We start from the raw sequence: 16,646 nt of genomic DNA, 5'->3' as shown, positions 1-16,646 counted from the left end.
AGGCCGGCGGGGCGCTCCCGGGAGCCCCCGGCCGGTCAGCCGACCGCCTTCGCCGCCGCACGGCCCGCGGCACGGCCGGAGAAGATGCAGCCGCCCAGGAACGTGCCCTCCAGCGACCGGTAGCCGTGGACCCCGCCGCCGCCGAAGCCCGCCGCCTCCCCCGCCGCGTACACCCCGGCCAGCGGGGTGCCGTCCTCGGTGAGGACGCGGGAGGACAGGTCCGTCTCCAGGCCCCCGAGGGACTTGCGGGTCAGGATGTTGAGCCGTACGGCGATCAGGGGGCCGGCCGCGGGGTCGAGGATGCGGTGCGGCTTCGCCGTGCGGATCAGCTTGTCGCCGAGGTAGGAGCGGGCACCGTTGATCGCCGTGATCTGGAGGTCCTTGGTGAAGGGGTTGGCGATCTCACGGTCCCGGGCGGTGATCTCGCGGCGCAGCTCGTCCTCGTCGATCAGCGCTTCCCCGGTGAGCGCGTTCATCCCCCGGACGAGCGCTCCGAGGTCCTTCTCGACGACGAAGTCCACCCCCTTGTCCATGAACGCCTGCACCGGTCCGGGGACGTCGGCGCGGGCCCTGCCGATCACGTCGCGCACCGACTTCCCGGTCAGGTCCGGGTTCTGCTCGGAGCCGGAGAGGGCGAACTCCTTGCCGATGATCTTCCGGTCGAGGACGAACCAGGTGTAGCCGTGGCCGGACCGCATGATGTGTTCGAGGGTGCCGAGGGTGTCGAAGCCCGGGAACAGCGGGACCGGAAGCCGCCTGCCGCGGGCGTCCAGCCAGAGCGAGGACGGGCCGGGCAGGATCCGGATGCCGTGCTTGTCCCAGATCGGGTTCCAGTTCTCGATGCCCTCGGTGTAGTGCCACATCCGGTCGCGGTTGATGTGGTGGGCGCCCGCCTTCTCGGCGATGCCCAGCATCAGTCCGTCGACGTGCGCGGGGACCCCGGAGAGCATCTTCTCCGGCGGGGTTCCCAGCCGCGCGGGCCACTGGGCGCGCACGAGGTCGTGGTTGCCCCCGATGCCCCCGGAGGTGACGATCACGGCCTGGGCCCTCAGTTCGAAGGCGCCGGTGGTCTCGCGGCTGCTCGCGGTCCCCCGCTCGGCGCCGCTCTCCTGGAGGACCTCGCCGGTGACCGTGTCGACCTCTCCGCCCGACCGGCCGAGACCGGTCACCCGGTGGCGGAACCGTGCCTGGACGAGACCCTTGGCCATCCCCTCGCGGACCCTGCGCTCGAAGGGGGCGACGACGCCGGGGCCGGTGCCCCAGGTGATGTGGAAGCGGGGGACGGAGTTGCCGTGGCCCCTCGCGTCGTAACCGCCGCGTTCCGCCCAGCCGACGACCGGGAAGAGCCGCAGCCCCTGGGCGTGCAGCCAGGACCGCTTCTCCCCCGCCGCGAAGTCGACGTACGCCTCGGCCCACCGCCGTGGCCAGTGGTCCTCCTCGCGGTCGAAGCCGGCCGTGCCGTACCAGTCCTGGAGGGCCAGCTCACGGCTGTCCTTGATCCGCATACGGCGCTGTTCGGGCGAGTCGACGAGGAAGAGGCCGCCGAAGGACCAGTGCGCCTGGCCGCCCATGGACTGTTCGGGCTCCTGGTCGAGCAGGATCACCGTGCGGCCCGCGTCGACGAGCTCGGCGGTGGCGACCAGCCCCGCGAGCCCTGCCCCGATCACGATCACATCAGCGTCGTACGCCATGGGGTTCCGTCCTTCGGGGCATGCGGGCGGCCCGGCGCGGGTCACGGCCCGGTGAGAAGTTACTGGTGCGTCAGATCTTGGGTACCGGCCGCCCCTCACGTCAACCGTCCGGTCGGCGGCGGCTTCACGCTTCCCGTACCGCCGCGGGGCTATCGTCGGACCGTGTCCTTGCTGGTAATCCTGCTCTCCGTGGGCGCCGCGTGCTGCACGGGCTTCGGTTTCGTCCTGCAGCAGGACGCGGCACGCCGCGCGCCGCAGAGCGATTTCCTGTCCCCCCGGCTGCTGCTGGACCTGATGAGGGTGCCGAGCTGGCTGGCCGGTATCGGTCTGATGATCTGCGGCATGGCCCTGGGGGCGTTCGCGCTCGGGCAGGGCGAGGTGTCGGTCGTGGAGCCGCTGCTGGCCACCAATCTGCTGTTCGCCCTGGCACTGGCGCGCTTCTTCACCGGCCAGCGCCTGGGACGTCAGGGCTGGGGCGGCCTCTGGCTGCTGGCCGGCGGCGTCACGGCGTTCCTGCTGGCCGGCCAGCCGCGCGGCGGGGAGGCGGTGACGGAACCGTTGCGGCACTGGCTGGTGATCGGTGTGGTGGTGGGGCTCGCGATGGCCCTCGCCGCCTTCGCCCGGCATCCGCGTACGCCGTGGGCACCCGCGATGCTCGGGCTGGCGGGTGGACTGCTCTACGGCCTCCAGGACGCGCTGACCCGCGTCAGCGCCCTGCGGTTCGACGAGGGCGGCCTGGGCGCCCTGTTCACCGGCTGGCAGCCCTACGCCCTCGTCGTCATGGGGGTGACCAGCCTGATCCTCGTCCAGAGCGCGTTCGAGGCGGGGCCGCTGCGGATGTCGCTCCCGGCGCTGACGGCCGCGCAGCCGCTGGCCGGGATCGTGTGCGGGATCGGCTTCCTCGGCGACCAGGTGCGCACCGACACCGGCGCGCTGGCCTGGCAGGCCGCGGGACTGGCCGCGATCGTTACGGGGATCGTGCTGCTGGGGCTCCACCCGGCGATGCCGGAGGGGAAGGAGCGGCACGGTTCCACGGCCGCGGACCGGTTGATGTTGGATGGACCCCATGACTCCGGCTGACGAGATCCTGGACATCGTCGACGAGCACGACGAGGTCGTCGGGCAGGCGCCCCGCGGCGAGGCGACCGCGCGCGGCCTGCGCCACCGCGCCGTCTTCGTCGAGGCCAGGGACGCCGCGGGCCGGCTGTTCGTGCACCGCAGGACGGCGACGAAGCTGGTCTTCCCCTCCCACTACGACATGTTCGTCGGCGGGGTCGTGGGGGCGGGCGAGTCGTACGACGAGGCGGCCCTGCGCGAGGCGGAGGAGGAACTGGGGGTGTCCGGCCTCCCCCGCCCCACGCCGCTCTTCAAGTTCCTCTACGAGGACGAGGGCACCGGGCACAGCTGGTGGTGCTCCGTGTACGAGGTGCGCTGCGACCTGCCCGTGCGGCCCCAGGTGGAGGAGGTCGACCTGCACGTCTTCCTGACCGACGCCGAGCTGGAGGACCGGCTGGGCGACCGGGCGTGGGTCCCGGACGGCCTCGCCGCCTACCACCGGCTCCGCAGTTTCCGGGCCGGCGGCGCGGGGCCCGCCGTATGAGCGACTTCACCCGCGGACTGCGGCTGTGGTTCGCCCCGGAACGGATCCGTGAGGAGGGCGACACCCCGGACTACCGCTTCTCCCTCGCCAACGAACGCACGTTCCTCGCCTGGATCCGGACGGCTCTGGCGCTCATCGGCGGCGGGTTCGCGGTCGACCAGTTCCTGCCGGGGCTGGCCTGGGGCATCCGCGCGGGTCTGGCCCTCGGGCTGCTGGCCGCCGGGGTGCTCTGCGCCCTGCGCGCCGTCGGCCACTGGGTGCGGTGCGAGCGCGCGATGCGCCGCGGCGAGGACCTTCCGGCGTCACGCTTCCCCGCCCTGCTCAGCCTCGTGGTCGCACTGGTGGCGGTCGCGATGGTGGTGGTGGTCGTGTTCGGCTGGGAGGGACGGTGACCGGCCCGGTCCGGGATCCCGGGCTCCAGCCCGAGCGGACGCGACTGGCCTGGCGCCGCACCACCCTGGCGTGCACCGTGGTGGCCGTGCTGGGGGTGCGCCAGGCACTGGTCGGCGGGGCGACCGGGGCCGGGGCGCTCGCGGTGGCCGCGAGCCTGCTGGCCTGGCTGGGCTTCCTCGCGGTGGCGCACCGCCGGGTGACGGGCATGGGGACGGCGCGCCCGGCCCCGCTGCCGCCACGCCTCGCCCTGGCGGCGGTCGCCTGCACGGTCGCGCTCGCGGTGTTCGCCGCCGCGACCCTCTTCTGAGGGGGCGTCGCCCTTCCGACGGTCCGGGGACCCGGCCGCGCGCCGGGCCCGCCCCGCCTCAGTCCTCCCAGGGCACGGTCACGACGATCTTGCCGCGGGTCCGTCCCCGCTCGTTGAGCCGGTAGGCGTCGGCGGCCTGCTCCAGGGTGAAGACCTGGTCCACGTGGACGGTGACGATGCCCTGCTCGGCGAGTCCGGCGAGGTGGGCGAGGTCCTCGGCGTCGGGGCGCACGAAGGCGTAGTGCCCGCCGTAGGAGAAGACCTCGGCGTCGGCTATGGACGCGAGCCGGCCCTCGGGCGCCAGGGTCTCAGCGGAGACGCGGAGCGCCTCGCCGCCGACGGTGTCGAACGCCGCGTCGAAGCCGCCGGGGACGAGGTCCCGGAGCCGGGCGGCGAGCCCGTCGCCGTACTCCACGGGTTCGCCGCCCAGCCGGGTCACGTAGTCGTGGTTGTGGGGTCCCGCCGTGCCGATGACCCGGCAGCCCGCGTGCCGGGCGAGCTGGACGGCGAGCGAGCCGACCCCTCCGGCCGCCGCGTGGACGAGCACGGTCTCGCCCTCCCGGACCTTCAGGGTGCGGTGCAGCACCTGGTAGGCCGTGAGGCCGCACAGCGGGAGGCCCGCCGCCTCCTCGAAGCCGATGCTCAGCGGCTTGCGGGCGAGGGTGCGCACGGGGGCGGCGACGTACTCGGCGAAGGTGCCGCGCGAGAGGAAGTCCTCGCGGACGTAGCCGATGACCTCGTCCCCCACCGCGAACTCGTCCACGGCGGCGCCGGGCTGGACCACCACCCCGGAGACGTCCCAGCCGGGGATGACGGGGAAGACCGCTTCCAGGCCCGCCTGGAGGTAGCCTTCACGGGCCTTCCAGTCGACCGGGTTGACGGCGGCCGCCCGCACCTTCACCAGGACCGTGTCGGGCCCTACCTTCGGGTCGGGGCGCTCGCCGTACTCCAGGACGTCGGCCGAGCCGTACCTGCTGTAGCTGATCGCCTTCATCCTCCGACGATCAGGGCGGGCCGGGGCCCCCGCAACTCCTGCGGGGCCCGGAGCGGGGAGCCTCGGATCACTTCTCGGATCGCGGGCGGGCACTGGACGACATACCGACTGGTCGGCATCATGGTCTCGACCGTCCAACCGCCCCGGAGGTGTGCCCCATGAGCCCAGTCCACCCGCCAGGTCTCGATCTCGACCTGCTGCGCGGCCATCTCGACCGTGAGCGGCCGGGACTGGTGAACGGGCCGCTCGACGCCCGGGTGATCGAGGGCGGCCGCTCGAACCTCACCTACGTCGTCACCGACGGTTCCGGGCAGTGGGTCGTGCGCCGGCCTCCGCTGGGCCACGTGCTCGCCACCGCCCATGACATGAAGCGTGAGCACCGGGTGATCAGCGCCCTGCACCCGACAGCGGTCCCGGTACCGGAGACCCTGCTTCTCTGCGAGGACGAGGCTGTCATCGGCTCGCCCTTCTACGTCATGGAGTACGTCGAGGGCACTCCCTACCGCACCGCCGAGCAGCTCGCCCCGCTGGGCGCCGAGCGCACCAGGGCGGTCGTCCTGGGGCTCGTGGACACCCTGGTGGACCTGCACGCCGTCGATCCCGCGTCCGTCGGGCTCGGTGACTTCGGGCGGCCGGAGGGCTTCCTGGACCGGCAGCTGCGGCGCTGGGGCAAGCAGCTCGACGCCTCACGCAACCGCGAGCTGGCCGGGATCGACGAACTGCATGCCGCGCTCGGCCGGGAGCTGCCCGCCTCCCCCGCCCCCACCGTCGTGCACGGCGACTACCGCCTGGACAACGTCCTCATCGGCCGGGACGACCGGATCACGGCGGTCCTGGACTGGGAGATGTCCACCCTGGGCGACCCGCTGACCGACCTCGGCCTGCTCGTGATGTACAGCTCCGACCTGGGGCTGCCGGAGTCGCCGGTCTCCACCACGAGCGGCGCCCCGGGCCACCCGAGCCCCGCCGAGCTGATCGGGCGTTACGCCGCCCGCTCCGGCCGTGACACCTCCGCCATCGCCTGGTACACGGCCTTCGCGTGGTTCAAGCTCGCCGTGATCCTCGAGGGCATCCACTACCGCTACACCCTGGGCCAGACCGTCGGCGCCGGCTTCGACCGCATCGGCGACCTGGTCCCCGTCTTCATCGCGCACGGCCTCACCACCCTCCAGGAAGGCTGATCACCCCGTGGACTTCGCATTCGACGCCCGTACCGAAGAGCTGCGCACCAGGCTGCTCACGTTCATGGACGAGCACGTGTACCCCGCAGAGCAGATCGCCGAGGAGCAGCGCGCCCGGCTGGCGTCCCCCTGGGACACCCCCCGGATCGTGGAGGACCTCAAGGCGGAGGCGCGCCGGCAGGGACTGTGGAACCTCTTCCTCCCGGACGCGGCGTACGGGGCGGGGCTGACGAACCTGCAGTACGCCCCGCTGGCCGAGATCACCGGCCGCAGCCCGCACCTGGCCCCGACCGCGCTGAACTGCGCCGCCCCGGACACCGGGAACATGGAGGTGCTCTCCCAGTTCGGCTCGGAGGATCAGAGGAAGCAGTGGCTGGAGCCGCTGCTGGCCGGCGAGATCCGCTCGGCCTTCGCGATGACGGAGCCGGAGGTGGCCTCGTCGGACGCGACGAACATCGAGACGCGCATCGAGCGCGACGGCGACTCCTATGTGGTCGACGGGCGCAAGTGGTACATCTCCGGGGCGATGAACCCGGACTGCGCGGTCTTCATCGTGATGGGCAAGACGGACCCGGACGGCGAGGACATCCGCCGCCAGCAGTCCATGATCCTCGTCCCGCGCGACACCCCGGGGCTGGAGGTCCGGCGCGCCATGCAGGTGTACGGCTACGAGGACCACTCCCACGGCGGCCACGCCGAGGTCGTCTTCGACGGCGTACGGGTGCCCGCCGCGAATCTGATCGGCGAGGAGGGCGGCGGGTTCGCCATCGCGCAGGCGCGGCTGGGTCCGGGCCGCATCCACCACTGCATGCGGCTGATCGGGATGGCCGAGCGCGCGATCGAGCTGATGTGCCGCCGGGCCGTGGCCCGGACGGCCTTCGGCAAGCCGCTCGCCCAGCAGGGCGTCGTGCAGAACTGGATCGCGGACGCCCGGGTGACGGTGGAGCAGCTCCGGCTGCTGGTGCTGAAGACGGCCTGGCTGATGGACACGGTGGGCAACCGCGGGGCGCACACCGAGATCCAGTCGATCAAGATCGCCACGCCGCGCGCGGTCGTCGGCATCCTGGACCAGGCGGTGCAGCTGTACGGCGCCGGCGGCGTCAGCCAGGACTTCCCGCTGGCCGAACTCTGGGCCTCGGCCCGGACGCTGCGGCTGGCGGACGGACCGGACGAGGTGCACCAGCGGTCGCTGGCGCGGCGCGAGATCAAGAAGTACCTCTGACCCGCTGCGGGGAGACGCCCGTGCGGCGCCTCCCCGGCGGGTCTTTCCGGCAGGTCCTGCCGGCCTGCCTTCCGGCAGCTCCTCCGGCAGGTCTTCCGGCAGGTCTTCCGGCAGGTCAGAAGGTGAGCTGCCAGCTGTCGATGTAGCCGGTGTCCTGCGCGGCGACGTCCCTGACCTGGAGCTTCCAGGTCCCGTTGGCCGTCTCGGCGGACGCGTTGACGGTGTACGTCGCGATCACGTTGTCGGCCGAGTCGCTGCTGCTGGAGTTCTTCAGCCGGTACGCGGTGCCGTCGGGTGCCAGCAGGTCGACGACGAGGTCGCCACGGTAGGTGTGCTTGATGTCGACCCCCACCTTGAGCGCGGACGGGGCGTTGCCCGTGCGGCCGGTGACCGCGACCGAGGAGGTCACCGCCGCGCCGTTGTCGGGTACGGAGACGTCGGCGGCGTTGCTGAAGACGGTTCCGGTGGGCGGGGTGACCGTCCCGGCGGACAGGGTCCAGATCGCGTGGGCCACCGCGTCGCTGTTGCGGTCCAGGGCCGTGTCGTTGATGTTCGCCGTCGTGTCGCACGACGCGTGGTAGCAGCGGTCGAAGGCCTGGCCGGCGGTTCCGCCCCACTTCTGGGCCTGGGCACTGGTCTTCGTGTAGTCCGCGCCGGAGAACAGCCCGCCCACCGGTACGCCCACGTTCTTGAACGGGGCGTGGTCGGAACGGCCGTCGCCCTCGGTCTCGATCTCCGTGGGTATCGACAGCCCGGCGTAGTAGTCCTTGAAGGTCTGCTCGATGACCGGGTCGTCGTCGTAGACAAAGTAGCCGGGGTTGGGCGAGCCGATCATGTCGAAGTTCAGATAGCCGGCGAGCTTGGAACGCTCGGTGGTGGCCAGGTTGTTGACGTAGTACTTCGATCCGACGAGGCCCAGCTCCTCGGCGCCCCACCAGGCGAAGCGCAGGTGCTTGTCCGGGGCGAGCTGTGCCCGCGAGACGGCCAGGGCGGTCTCCAGCACGGCCGCCGATCCGGAGCCGTTGTCGTTGATGCCGGCGCCGGAGGTCACCGAGTCGAGGTGGGAACCGGCCATCAGGACCTGGTTGGGGTCACCGCCGGGCCAGTCGGCTATCAGGTTGTACCCGGTGGCGCCGCCGGAGGTGAACTGCTGGAGTGCCGTGGTGTATCCGGCGGCGTCCAGCTTGGCCTTCACGTAGTCGACGGACGCCTTGTAACCGGTCCGGCCGTGGGCCCGGTTGCCGCCGTTGGCGGTGGCGATCGACTGGAACTGGGTGAGGTGCGCCTTGACGTTGGCGAGCGGGATGTCGGGGGCCGCGGCGACGGCCTCGGGCGTGGCCTGGGCGGCGGGGGCCGCGGTGCCCAGCAGGGCCGCGACGGCGAGCGCGGCAACGGGAAGGGATCTGAGTCGGGCGAGCTTCATCGAGGGCTCCGGATTCCGTTCGGGGACTGACGGAACGTGCGGGGGGTCCCCGGGCGTGCACGACCGGGGCCTGGAGCTGGCGGTGCGCAGTGCGCCCCCGATGCTCAAGTAATGTCCGCGTACCGTCAAGGGTGGAATTCGGACAGAGGTGTCCGCTCAGCGGACACGGGTGCCGAGGATGCGGCGGTCGCGGCAGCGGGACCCCGGGGCGATCGGCCCGCGATCCGGCGGACCGCCGCCGGGGGCGAAAGGACGTCCGGACCGAGAACCCCTCACGGCCGGACGGACGTCACGACCGTGACGTCAGGGCCGCAGCGCCCTCAGCAGCAGGTCGGCCAGGTGGTCCGCGACCTCCTGCTGGCTGAGCGGGCCGTCGGGGCGGTACCAGGTGGACAGGTGGTGCACCGAGCCGAAGTGGTAGTCGACGACCAGGTCCGCCGGGGTGGCCGTGGAGAAGACCCCGGCCTGCTGCCCCTCCTCGATCAGGGCCCGGAAGCGCTCGTGGTACCGGCGGCGCTCGATCCGCACCTGCTTGTTCTTCTCCGGGCTCAGGTGGTGCATCGAGCGGAAGAAGATCGAGGCGTCGTCGAGGTTCTCGATGGTGGTGACGACCACGTCCGCCGCCGCGTCACGCAGCCGCCGCTCGACCGGCGCCTCGGCGTCGGCGAAGGCGTCGAGGCGCTCCTGCTGGAGCCGCAGCACCCGGGCGTAGACCTCCTGGAGGAGATCCTCCTTGGAACCGAAGTAGTGGTAGAGCGCCCCCTTGGTCACTCCAGCCGCCTCGACGATCTCCTGGACGGAGGTGCGGTCGTAGCCGCGCTCCGCGAAGAGCCTGGTGGCGGCGGCCAGCAGCCTCTGGGGGACGGGTGCACCGTTCCCGTCCGTCGCCTTGGCCATGAGCCGCCACCTGCCCTCTCGTACCGTGCGTGAACCGTTCTAGCGAGGGGAACGCAGTTCCCGCCTGAGGATCTTCCCACTCGCCGTCTTCGGGAGCTCCGCCAGGATCTCCACTTCGCGCGGGTACTTGTACGCGGCGAGCCGTTCCCTGCAGTACGCGGTCAGCTCGCCCGGTTCGGTCCCGGCGCCCGGCCGCAGGCTGACGTAGGCCCGGACGGTCTCCCCGCGGTAGGGGTCGGGAACGCCGACCACCGCCGCCTCCCGGACCGCCGGATGGGTGTGGAGGACGTCCTCGACCTCCCGGGGCCAGACCTTGAAACCGGAGGCGTTGATCATGTCCTTCTTGCGGTCCACGACGTACAGCCAGCCGGCCGTGTCCATGAAGCCGATGTCCCCGGTGCGCAGTTCCCCGTCGGGGAAGGCGGCCTCGGTGGCCTCCGGCAGGTTCCAGTAGCCGGAGACGACCTGCGGTCCGCGTACCGCGATCTCGCCCCGCTCGCCGAAGGGGACGTCGTCGCCCTTCTCGTCGATGATCCTGACCAGGGTGTCCGGTCCGGGTACGCCGACGGAGAGAGTCCCCGACACCGGGTCGACGGGCGCCTCGTGCTCGGGCGGGACCGAGGCGCAGGGCGCGGTGCACTCGGTGAGCCCGTAGCCGTTGCGGATGTACGGGCCGTAGCCCTCGCGGAACTTCTCGACCAGCGCCGGCGGCAGCGGCGCGCCGCCGGAGGAGATGACCTTGAAGGAGGCGAAGTGCTCCCGGGTGGCCCCCGGGTGCGCCGCCAGCGCCATGAAGGCGGTCGAGGGGCCCACCGTGTAGGCCGGGCGGTGCTCCGCGAAGGCCTCCAGGACGACGCTCGCCTCGAAGCGGTAGGCGAGGACCAGGGTGCCCGCGTTGGCCACGCAGGCGGCGAGCTGGCACACCATGCCGGTGATGTGGAAGAGCGGGGCGAGCGCGAAGTAGGCCGAGCCCTCGTCGACGGGGTGGCCGGCCCGCTGCCGCTCCGCGTTGACCATGATGTTGCCGTGGGAGTTCATGGCTCCCTTGGGGGTGCCGCTCGTCCCGGAGGTGTAGCTGATGAGTGCGGTGTCCTCGGCGGTGAGCTCCCGGCCGTCCGGTGCGGCGAGTCCGGCGCGCGCCACGGTCACCAGGTCGCGGGCCCGGTCGCCTGGGCCGGGCGCGGGGAGCCGTTCGAAGCCGAGCACGCGCGGGTCGTCGGCCGACTGGAGGTCGAGCTCGCAGGCCGTGAGGGCGATCCTCACGCTCGGCGCGGCCTCGGCGGTGGCCCGCAGGTAGGAGTCCCAGGCGCGGTCGGAGCAGATCAGCGCGGTGACCTCGGCGTCCTTCAGTACGTGACCGACCTCGCCGGACCTGTACATCGGGTTGAGCGGCACGACGGTCGCGCCCGCCTTCCAGGCGCCGAGCAGCGCGAGGACGAAGTGCGGGGTGTTCTGGAGCATGACGGCGACGCGGTCGCCGCGCCGCAGCCCTTCGGCGGCGAGGTGCCCGGCCACGGAGTCGGACAGTTCGTCGGTCTCGCGGTAGCTCAGGCGTCCGTCGAAGTAGGCGAGCGCGGTGTGCTCGGGGGCCCGCCCGACGGCCGCGCGGAAGGCGTGGACCACGGTCTCGGCGGGGTGCACGGGGGCCAGCTGGGCCTCGCTGAGCAGGGCGGTCCAGGGCTTCGCCGCGTAGATCGAGTCGGTCATGCGCCGGCCCCCTCCCACTTCTGCTGCAGGTGGTTCATGTTGCCGAGCCAGCGGTCGGGGTCCTCGGCGCGGGCGCGGTGGTAGCCGGCCACCTCGGGGTGCGGCAGGACCAGGAAACGGTCCTGCTCCATGGCGTCGAACAGGGCGTCGGCGACGGCCTCCGGCTCGATCGCGGTGGGCGCGAGCACGAGGTCGCCGGCGGAACCGGCGGCCGTGAGCATGTCCGTCCGTACGCCCTGGGGGCAGATCGTGTGGACCTTGACGCCGCGGTGGCGGTAGGTCAGCGAGAGCCACTCCGCGAAGGCGACGGCTCCGTGCTTGGTGACGCTGTACGGGGCGGCGCCGATCATCGTGAGCAGCCCGGCCGCCGAGGCGGTGGAGACGAAACGGCCGCTGCCCCGCTCCAGCCAGTCCGGCAGCAGCGCCCTGGCCGCGCGCACGTGGGCCATGACGTTGACGTCCCAGGCCGCGGCCCAGACGTCCTCCTCGGCGAAGGCGTCCCCGCCCGACGCGAGGCCGGCGTTGGCGCAGTAGACGTCCACCGTGCCGCCGAGGGCGTCGCGGGCGGCGTCCACGACGGTGGAGGCGTCACCGGCCACGACGAGGCCGCCGATCTCCTCGGCGAGCGCCTCGACCCGGCCGCCGTCGAGGTCGTTGACGACGACCCGTGCGCCCTCCGCGGCGAACCTCCGGGCCAGGGCGGCTCCGATCCCGCCCCCGGCTCCGGTCACCACTACTCCAGCGCCCTGCACCGTACTCATCGATCCCGCCTCTCTCAGCCGTCCTCCTCGGCAGACTAACCAGTCGGTATGTGATCGGGGAAGGGGTTCGGGGCAGGACTGGGAATCTGCCCCGTCGTGGCCGTTCCGTGTGGCCCGCACCCGCGCTAGCGTGCGTGACCATGACAGTCGAAGCGATCATGGAGGTAGCGGAATGACCCTGTCCAGGCGTGGTTTGCTGGCTGCCGGCGGTGCGATGGGAGCCCTCGCGACGACCGCCGCCGGGCCGGGGGCGGCCGTTGCCGCCGGCCACGGAGCCGGGCGCACCCGGGTCCGCACCGGCTTCGACCGGCTGGCCGCCGACGGTTACCGGCTGCTCGCCGGCGAGAAGGTCGGCATCGTCACCAACCCGACCGGGATCACCCCCGACGTCCGGCACATCGTCGACGTGATGCACCCCGACGACCGGGTGAACCTGACCGCGGTCTTCGGTCCCGAGCACGGCTTCCGGGGCACCGCGCAGGCGGGCGGTTCGGAGGGGCGGTACGACGACCCGGCGACCGGGCTGCCGGTCTACGACACGTATCTGAAGAGCGGCCGGCCGCTGGCCGACATCTTCACGGCGTCCGGTGTGGACACGGTGGTCTTCGACATCCAGGACGCCGGGGCCCGGTTCTACACGTACATCTGGACCCTGTACGACTGCATGGAGGCCGCCGCGCTCGCCGGCAAGCGCTTCGTCGTCCTGGACCGGCCGAATCCGGTCACCGGCAGGGCGGCCCTGGGGCCCGTGCTCGATCCGGCCTTCGCGTCGTTCGTCGGACGACGGGAGATCTCGCAGGCGCACGGCATGACGGTGGCGGAGCTGGCACTGCTCTTCAACGCGGAGTTCCTGGCGGACCGTCCGGTGGAGCTGGAGGTCGTCAGGATGTCCGGCTGGCGGCGTTCGGACTTCTTCGACGCCACGGGGCTGCCGTGGGTGCCGCCCAGCCCCAACATGCCGACGCCGGAGACGGCGGTGGTCTACTCGGGGACCTGCCTGTTCGAGGGGACGAACCTCTCCGAGGGCCGGGGCACGACGCGGCCCTTCGAACTGCTGGGCGCGGAGGGCGTCGACCACCGGTGGGCGGCGGCCGCGAACGCCCTCGATCTGCCCGGAGTGGCCTTCCGCGAGGCGTACTTCGCGCCGACGTTCTCCAAGTTCCAGGGGAAGACGGTCGGAGGGGTGCAGGTGCACGTCCAGGACCGGGAGGCGTTCGACCCCGTACGCACCGGCATCGCGCTGCTGGTCACGGCCAGGCGGACGTGGAGCGGGTTCGCCTGGCGGGCGGACAACGCCATCGACCGGCTCTCGGGCAACACCCGGGTCCGCACGATGATCGACGCGGGAGCGGACACGGACGAGGTGGTGGGAGCCTGGGCCGCCGACCTCGCCGCGTTCCGGAAGGTGCGGAAGGAGCACCTGCTGTACCGCTGAGTGCCGCGGTCCTGCGGGCCGGGGGAACCCGGCCCGCAGGACGGTCGAGGCAGCCGCGCGGACTCAGCGGTGCGAGGGGAACTCCACGACCTGCTGGTAGGTCGGGCGGTTCTGCCAGTGGATCGACTTCTGCGAGATCCCGCCCAGCGGCCGGTGCACGATCGTGTCCGTGCACCACTGCTCACCGGCCTTGCAGTTGTCGTCCCCCGGGTAGACCGTGGTCGCCGGTTCGGCCGCCGCCGCCTTCAGGGTGCTGAGAAGGGCGGAACGGCAGGCGCTCAGGTCGCCCCCGCCGCAGTAGGTCTTCGCCAGCGGCCCCTTGACGGACTGGCCGAGGACCTGGCGCAGGTCCTTGTCGGCGAAGCCCCACCAGCCGTACTGGAACGCTGATCCGCTGTGCGCCCCGCTCGGTCCGTGGCTGGCCGCCGGGGACTCGTCGGTGGCCAGGCTCGCGGTCAGCGCCGTGTAGAGGCCGTCTCCGAGGCCGGGACGGAACTCCGCCTCGACCAGCTTCGGCCACCACGCGTCCATGATCCGCACCGCGTCGGCGTGCGTGTACGTGTGCGAACCGGGGCTCGTCTCCTTGCGCTGGGCACCGGCCGCCCGCCAGGAGTCGAGCTGCTGGACCACCGCGTCGAGCGCGGGGTCGGTGACCGGCTGGGAGCGCAGCACCTTCAGGAGTTCGGGCAGCACCTGCTCGCCGCGCAGGTCGGTGAGGGCCGCCTCCTCCATGGCGCGGGTGAGGGAGGCGCGGGTCACCCCGCCCGCCGCCACCAGTGCGGACACCCTGTCGTCGAGCAGGTCGCCCCGGTGCACGGCGCCGAACCCGAACGCGGCGGTCGCGTAGTCCTTGGCCTGACGGTTGTTCCAGGAGATGTAGTAGTCCTGGCCGCTGGAGTGCGGGTGCTCGGCGAAGGGCGTGTAGTCGGTGGTGTTGGCCGCCGGGTCGTAGCCCCGCCACTCGTACGCCTTCTCGGCCTTGACCGGCAGAGCGGCGTCCACCCCGGCGGCGCGCACCGGGTTCATGCCGCTGTTGTAGAAGGCCGTGGTGCGCGAGTCGGCGTAGAACCAGTTGAAGGCGTAGTCGATGTTGCTCGCCGCCTGCTGGAAGGAGGCCGCGTCGGTCACGACCGCCGGGTCGTTGAGCATCTGGAAGCCGATGATCGAGTCGGCCTCGTGCCGGTAGGTGGTGCGCAGCGAGGTGTACGCGACCGGCTTTCCGCCCACGGTGGCGCGGTGGCTGACGATCCCGTAGTCGGTGCGCCACACCTGCATCCGGTAGGAGCCCTTGGCGGTGGAGTCGGCGACGGTGGGCTTCCAGGAGTTGCTGCGCTCCAGCTTCTCCATGGGCGTGCAGGCACCGTCGGCGCGGTAGTGCGTGGAGTTCTTGGTGGGCGCGGAGCCGTCGGGTTCGCACAGCTCGACCGCGTAGGTGTCGGTGATGTCCTGGGCCGCGGAGGTCGCGCTCCAGGCGTAGTCCTGGCCGCGGCCCATCTGGACGTACATGCCGACGCCCGCGAAGGAGACGCCTCGGGCGCTGATGCCGGGTCCCTGGAGCTCCTGGAGCATCATCAGCTGCGGGGCGAAGTAGCCGGTCTGGGGGCCCATGACGGCGACCGGGTTGCCGCTGGCGGTGTGCTTGCCGGAGACCAGGAGGGCGTTGGACATCCCGCGCTTCTGTGCGCCGTCACCGGATCCGGGCAGCGAGCCCTCGGGGATCACGCCGTCGTCGTACATGCCCTGGAGCGGGGCGAGGGCGGCCGGCGCCTTCACGGGTGCCTTCACGCCGGTGCCGGCCGAGCCGGTGCGGTCGTATATCAGGGGTTCCGGGGTGACGGAGCCCGCGTCCGGGAGGGCGGTGCCCCGGGCGCTGTCGGGCTTGCCCGCGTACGGGAACGAGGTGCCGTCGTGGACGGTGAGGACGGCCTCGGGGTCGTTGCGCTGGCGGAAGGACTCCCAGACCCGGGTACCCTCCTGGACCCCGTACTTCTGCTGGGCGGCGAGCAGCGAGAGCGCGGCCTGGACCTCGCCGCCCCCGCCGCCGCCGAACTGCCCGCCGACGACCGAGGCGATCGAGATCAGGTCGGTGAGTTTGAACGGCTGGATCTCGCCCACGTTCGTGATCGAGTCGATCTTGCCGGTGAGGACGTACTCACCCGGGAAGTAGCGGCCGTTCTTCGACTTCACCCGGTAGGCGTTGATGCCGTCGACGTAGGCCTGCGCGTCGGCCATCGCCTGCTCGCCCCGCGCGCCCTCGGTGGTCCTGATCCATTCGACCTGGGCTTCGAGGTCCGCCTCGGTGTACGGGGCCTGCGGCCAGAACTGCTGCTCCAGGCCCTGGTTGGCCAGCGCTCCCCCGGCGAAGGAGGTCAGCTCACCGCGTCCGATGTGCCGGAAGAGGTCCATCAGCCACAGCCGGTCCTGCCCGGCGGCGTACCCGGCGCCGAACTCGGTGCCGTAGCGGGTGGTGCCCTTGATGTGGGGGACGCCGCTCTTCTTGTCCCGGGTGATCGTGACGTCCTCGCGCGGCTTCGTCGTGGACTCGACCTGGTCGGCGGCGACCCCGAAGGAGGCGTCGTTGAAGAAGTCGGTCAGCTTCTGGTCGGTGAGGCCGGTGTGGCCGGCGACCAGGGCGTCGTAACGGTCGATCTGGTCGTCGCTGTGCGCGGGGTGCGTGCCGAACGCCTTGTTGCCGAGGATCTCCACGAGCGTGGCGTTGCCGTTCTCACCGGGCGGCAGGATGTCGGCACACTGACTGCGGCAGTGGTCGGTGACGGCGAGGGGTTCCGGCTCCGCGGCTCCGGCGCTGGGCACCGAGGCGAGCAGGGACGTACCGAGAGCGAGAACGGCCGCGACTGTGGCGGCTCTGAGCGTGCGGGTGCGTGGGGGCATGCGTGCTCCTCCGGGTGGCCGATGCGCCGGAGGTTACTGGCGGTAGGCCCCGTCGGTAAGATGAACATCAGTCACTTTTTCCGAATCGCCACACGCCCTCGCACGCCCTCACAAGGACCGTCTCATTCCGCGGACGGATTTCA

General features: G+C 72.0%; 14 protein-coding genes. 7 read left to right on the top strand and 7 right to left on the bottom strand.

Annotated elements, in window-relative coordinates; translation table 11 throughout:
- Positions 1-35 precede the first annotated feature (35 nt).
- Positions 36-1,691 carry an FAD-binding dehydrogenase gene (locus IA22_RS0124100; protein WP_030124817.1) on the bottom strand — a complete coding sequence of 552 codons (1,656 nt, stop codon included), beginning with the start codon at positions 1,689-1,691 and terminating at the stop codon, positions 36-38.
- Between the two features lie 162 nt (positions 1,692-1,853).
- Between IA22_RS0124100 and IA22_RS0124095 the strand changes: the two genes are divergently transcribed.
- From IA22_RS0124095 to IA22_RS0124080, 4 genes are read left to right on the top strand one after another with little or no spacing between them, the layout of a single operon-like run.
- Positions 1,854-2,771, top strand: coding sequence for a DMT family transporter (locus IA22_RS0124095; protein ID WP_030124816.1), 918 nt, complete (start codon positions 1,854-1,856; stop codon positions 2,769-2,771).
- Positions 2,758-3,291 carry an NUDIX domain-containing protein gene (locus IA22_RS0124090; RefSeq protein WP_030124815.1) on the top strand — a complete coding sequence of 178 codons (534 nt, stop codon included), beginning with the start codon at positions 2,758-2,760 and terminating at the stop codon, positions 3,289-3,291. The genes IA22_RS0124095 and IA22_RS0124090 overlap by 14 nt, the downstream gene beginning before the upstream one ends.
- Entirely contained in the window at positions 3,288-3,683 is a 396-nt protein-coding gene (locus IA22_RS0124085; protein WP_030124814.1) for a YidH family protein, read from the top strand. The genes IA22_RS0124090 and IA22_RS0124085 overlap by 4 nt, the downstream gene beginning before the upstream one ends.
- Complete coding sequence (locus IA22_RS0124080; RefSeq protein WP_014157149.1) at positions 3,680-3,991, top strand: DUF202 domain-containing protein; 312 nt, start codon at positions 3,680-3,682, stop codon at positions 3,989-3,991. Before IA22_RS0124085 ends, IA22_RS0124080 begins: the two co-directional genes overlap by 4 nt.
- A 58-nt stretch (positions 3,992-4,049) precedes the next feature.
- Here the strand turns inward: IA22_RS0124080 and IA22_RS0124075 are convergent, their stop codons facing one another.
- Positions 4,050-4,985: an NADP-dependent oxidoreductase gene (locus tag IA22_RS0124075; protein ID WP_015576530.1), complete on the bottom strand. Its 936-nt coding sequence runs from the start codon at positions 4,983-4,985 to the stop codon at positions 4,050-4,052.
- A gap of 158 nt (positions 4,986-5,143) precedes the next feature.
- Here IA22_RS0124075 and IA22_RS0124070 point away from each other — a divergent pair, with 158 nt between their 5' ends.
- Both IA22_RS0124070 and IA22_RS0124065 read left to right on the top strand, forming a co-directional pair.
- Entirely contained in the window at positions 5,144-6,166 is a 1,023-nt protein-coding gene (locus IA22_RS0124070; RefSeq protein WP_030124813.1) for a phosphotransferase family protein, read from the top strand.
- Positions 6,167-6,173: 7 nt separating this feature from the next.
- Positions 6,174-7,388: an acyl-CoA dehydrogenase family protein gene (locus IA22_RS0124065; protein ID WP_030124812.1), complete on the top strand. Its 1,215-nt coding sequence runs from the start codon at positions 6,174-6,176 to the stop codon at positions 7,386-7,388.
- 115 nt (positions 7,389-7,503) lie between these two features.
- Here the strand turns inward: IA22_RS0124065 and IA22_RS0124060 are convergent, their stop codons facing one another.
- The 4 genes from IA22_RS0124060 to IA22_RS0124045 form a co-directional block, all read right to left on the bottom strand.
- Complete coding sequence (locus tag IA22_RS0124060) at positions 7,504-8,811, bottom strand: M28 family metallopeptidase (RefSeq protein WP_030124811.1); 1,308 nt, start codon at positions 8,809-8,811, stop codon at positions 7,504-7,506.
- A gap of 303 nt (positions 8,812-9,114) precedes the next feature.
- A complete protein-coding gene (locus IA22_RS0124055) occupies positions 9,115-9,708 on the bottom strand; it encodes a TetR/AcrR family transcriptional regulator (RefSeq protein WP_014157144.1) in 594 nt (197 codons plus the stop codon).
- Positions 9,709-9,747: 39 nt separating this feature from the next.
- Positions 9,748-11,415, bottom strand: a complete 1,668-nt coding sequence (locus tag IA22_RS0124050) for an AMP-binding protein (RefSeq protein WP_030124810.1) — start codon at positions 11,413-11,415, stop codon at positions 9,748-9,750.
- The gene (locus tag IA22_RS0124045) at positions 11,412-12,176 is read right to left on the bottom strand and encodes an SDR family oxidoreductase (RefSeq protein ID WP_030124809.1); all 765 of its coding nucleotides are present in this window, start codon (positions 12,174-12,176) and stop codon (positions 11,412-11,414) included. Before IA22_RS0124045 ends, IA22_RS0124050 begins: the two co-directional genes overlap by 4 nt.
- A gap of 172 nt (positions 12,177-12,348) precedes the next feature.
- Here IA22_RS0124045 and IA22_RS0124040 point away from each other — a divergent pair, with 172 nt between their 5' ends.
- Positions 12,349-13,611 (top strand): exo-beta-N-acetylmuramidase NamZ family protein, encoded by a 1,263-nt coding sequence (locus IA22_RS0124040; RefSeq protein ID WP_015576535.1) that lies wholly within the window; start codon positions 12,349-12,351, stop codon positions 13,609-13,611.
- Between the two features lie 63 nt (positions 13,612-13,674).
- On the opposite strand, the gene IA22_RS0124035 is transcribed toward IA22_RS0124040, so the two are convergent.
- Positions 13,675-16,503, bottom strand: coding sequence for a penicillin acylase family protein (locus IA22_RS0124035; protein WP_030124808.1), 2,829 nt, complete (start codon positions 16,501-16,503; stop codon positions 13,675-13,677).
- Positions 16,504-16,646 lie beyond the last annotated feature (143 nt).

The sequence above is a fragment of the Kitasatospora papulosa genome, from assembly GCF_000717245.1.
In the GTDB taxonomy this organism is placed as follows: domain Bacteria; phylum Actinomycetota; class Actinomycetes; order Streptomycetales; family Streptomycetaceae; genus Streptomyces; species Streptomyces papulosus.
This window is presented reverse-complemented; position numbering and strand designations above follow the sequence as displayed.

Coding starts and splice junctions, on each gene's coding strand:
- IA22_RS0124050 (WP_030124810.1), bottom strand. CDS start 11,415: ATGACCGACTCGATCTACGCGGCGAAGCCCTGGACCGCCCTGCTCAGC.
- IA22_RS0124035 (WP_030124808.1), bottom strand. CDS start 16,503: ATGCCCCCACGCACCCGCACGCTCAGAGCCGCCACAGTCGCGGCCGTT.
- IA22_RS0124045 (WP_030124809.1), bottom strand. CDS start 12,176: ATGAGTACGGTGCAGGGCGCTGGAGTAGTGGTGACCGGAGCCGGGGGC.
- IA22_RS0124090 (WP_030124815.1), top strand. CDS start 2,758: ATGACTCCGGCTGACGAGATCCTGGACATCGTCGACGAGCACGACGAG.
- IA22_RS0124085 (WP_030124814.1), top strand. CDS start 3,288: ATGAGCGACTTCACCCGCGGACTGCGGCTGTGGTTCGCCCCGGAACGG.
- IA22_RS0124070 (WP_030124813.1), top strand. CDS start 5,144: ATGAGCCCAGTCCACCCGCCAGGTCTCGATCTCGACCTGCTGCGCGGC.
- IA22_RS0124060 (WP_030124811.1), bottom strand. CDS start 8,811: ATGAAGCTCGCCCGACTCAGATCCCTTCCCGTTGCCGCGCTCGCCGTC.
- IA22_RS0124100 (WP_030124817.1), bottom strand. CDS start 1,691: ATGGCGTACGACGCTGATGTGATCGTGATCGGGGCAGGGCTCGCGGGG.
- IA22_RS0124040 (WP_015576535.1), top strand. CDS start 12,349: ATGACCCTGTCCAGGCGTGGTTTGCTGGCTGCCGGCGGTGCGATGGGA.
- IA22_RS0124075 (WP_015576530.1), bottom strand. CDS start 4,985: ATGAAGGCGATCAGCTACAGCAGGTACGGCTCGGCCGACGTCCTGGAG.
- IA22_RS0124055 (WP_014157144.1), bottom strand. CDS start 9,708: ATGGCCAAGGCGACGGACGGGAACGGTGCACCCGTCCCCCAGAGGCTG.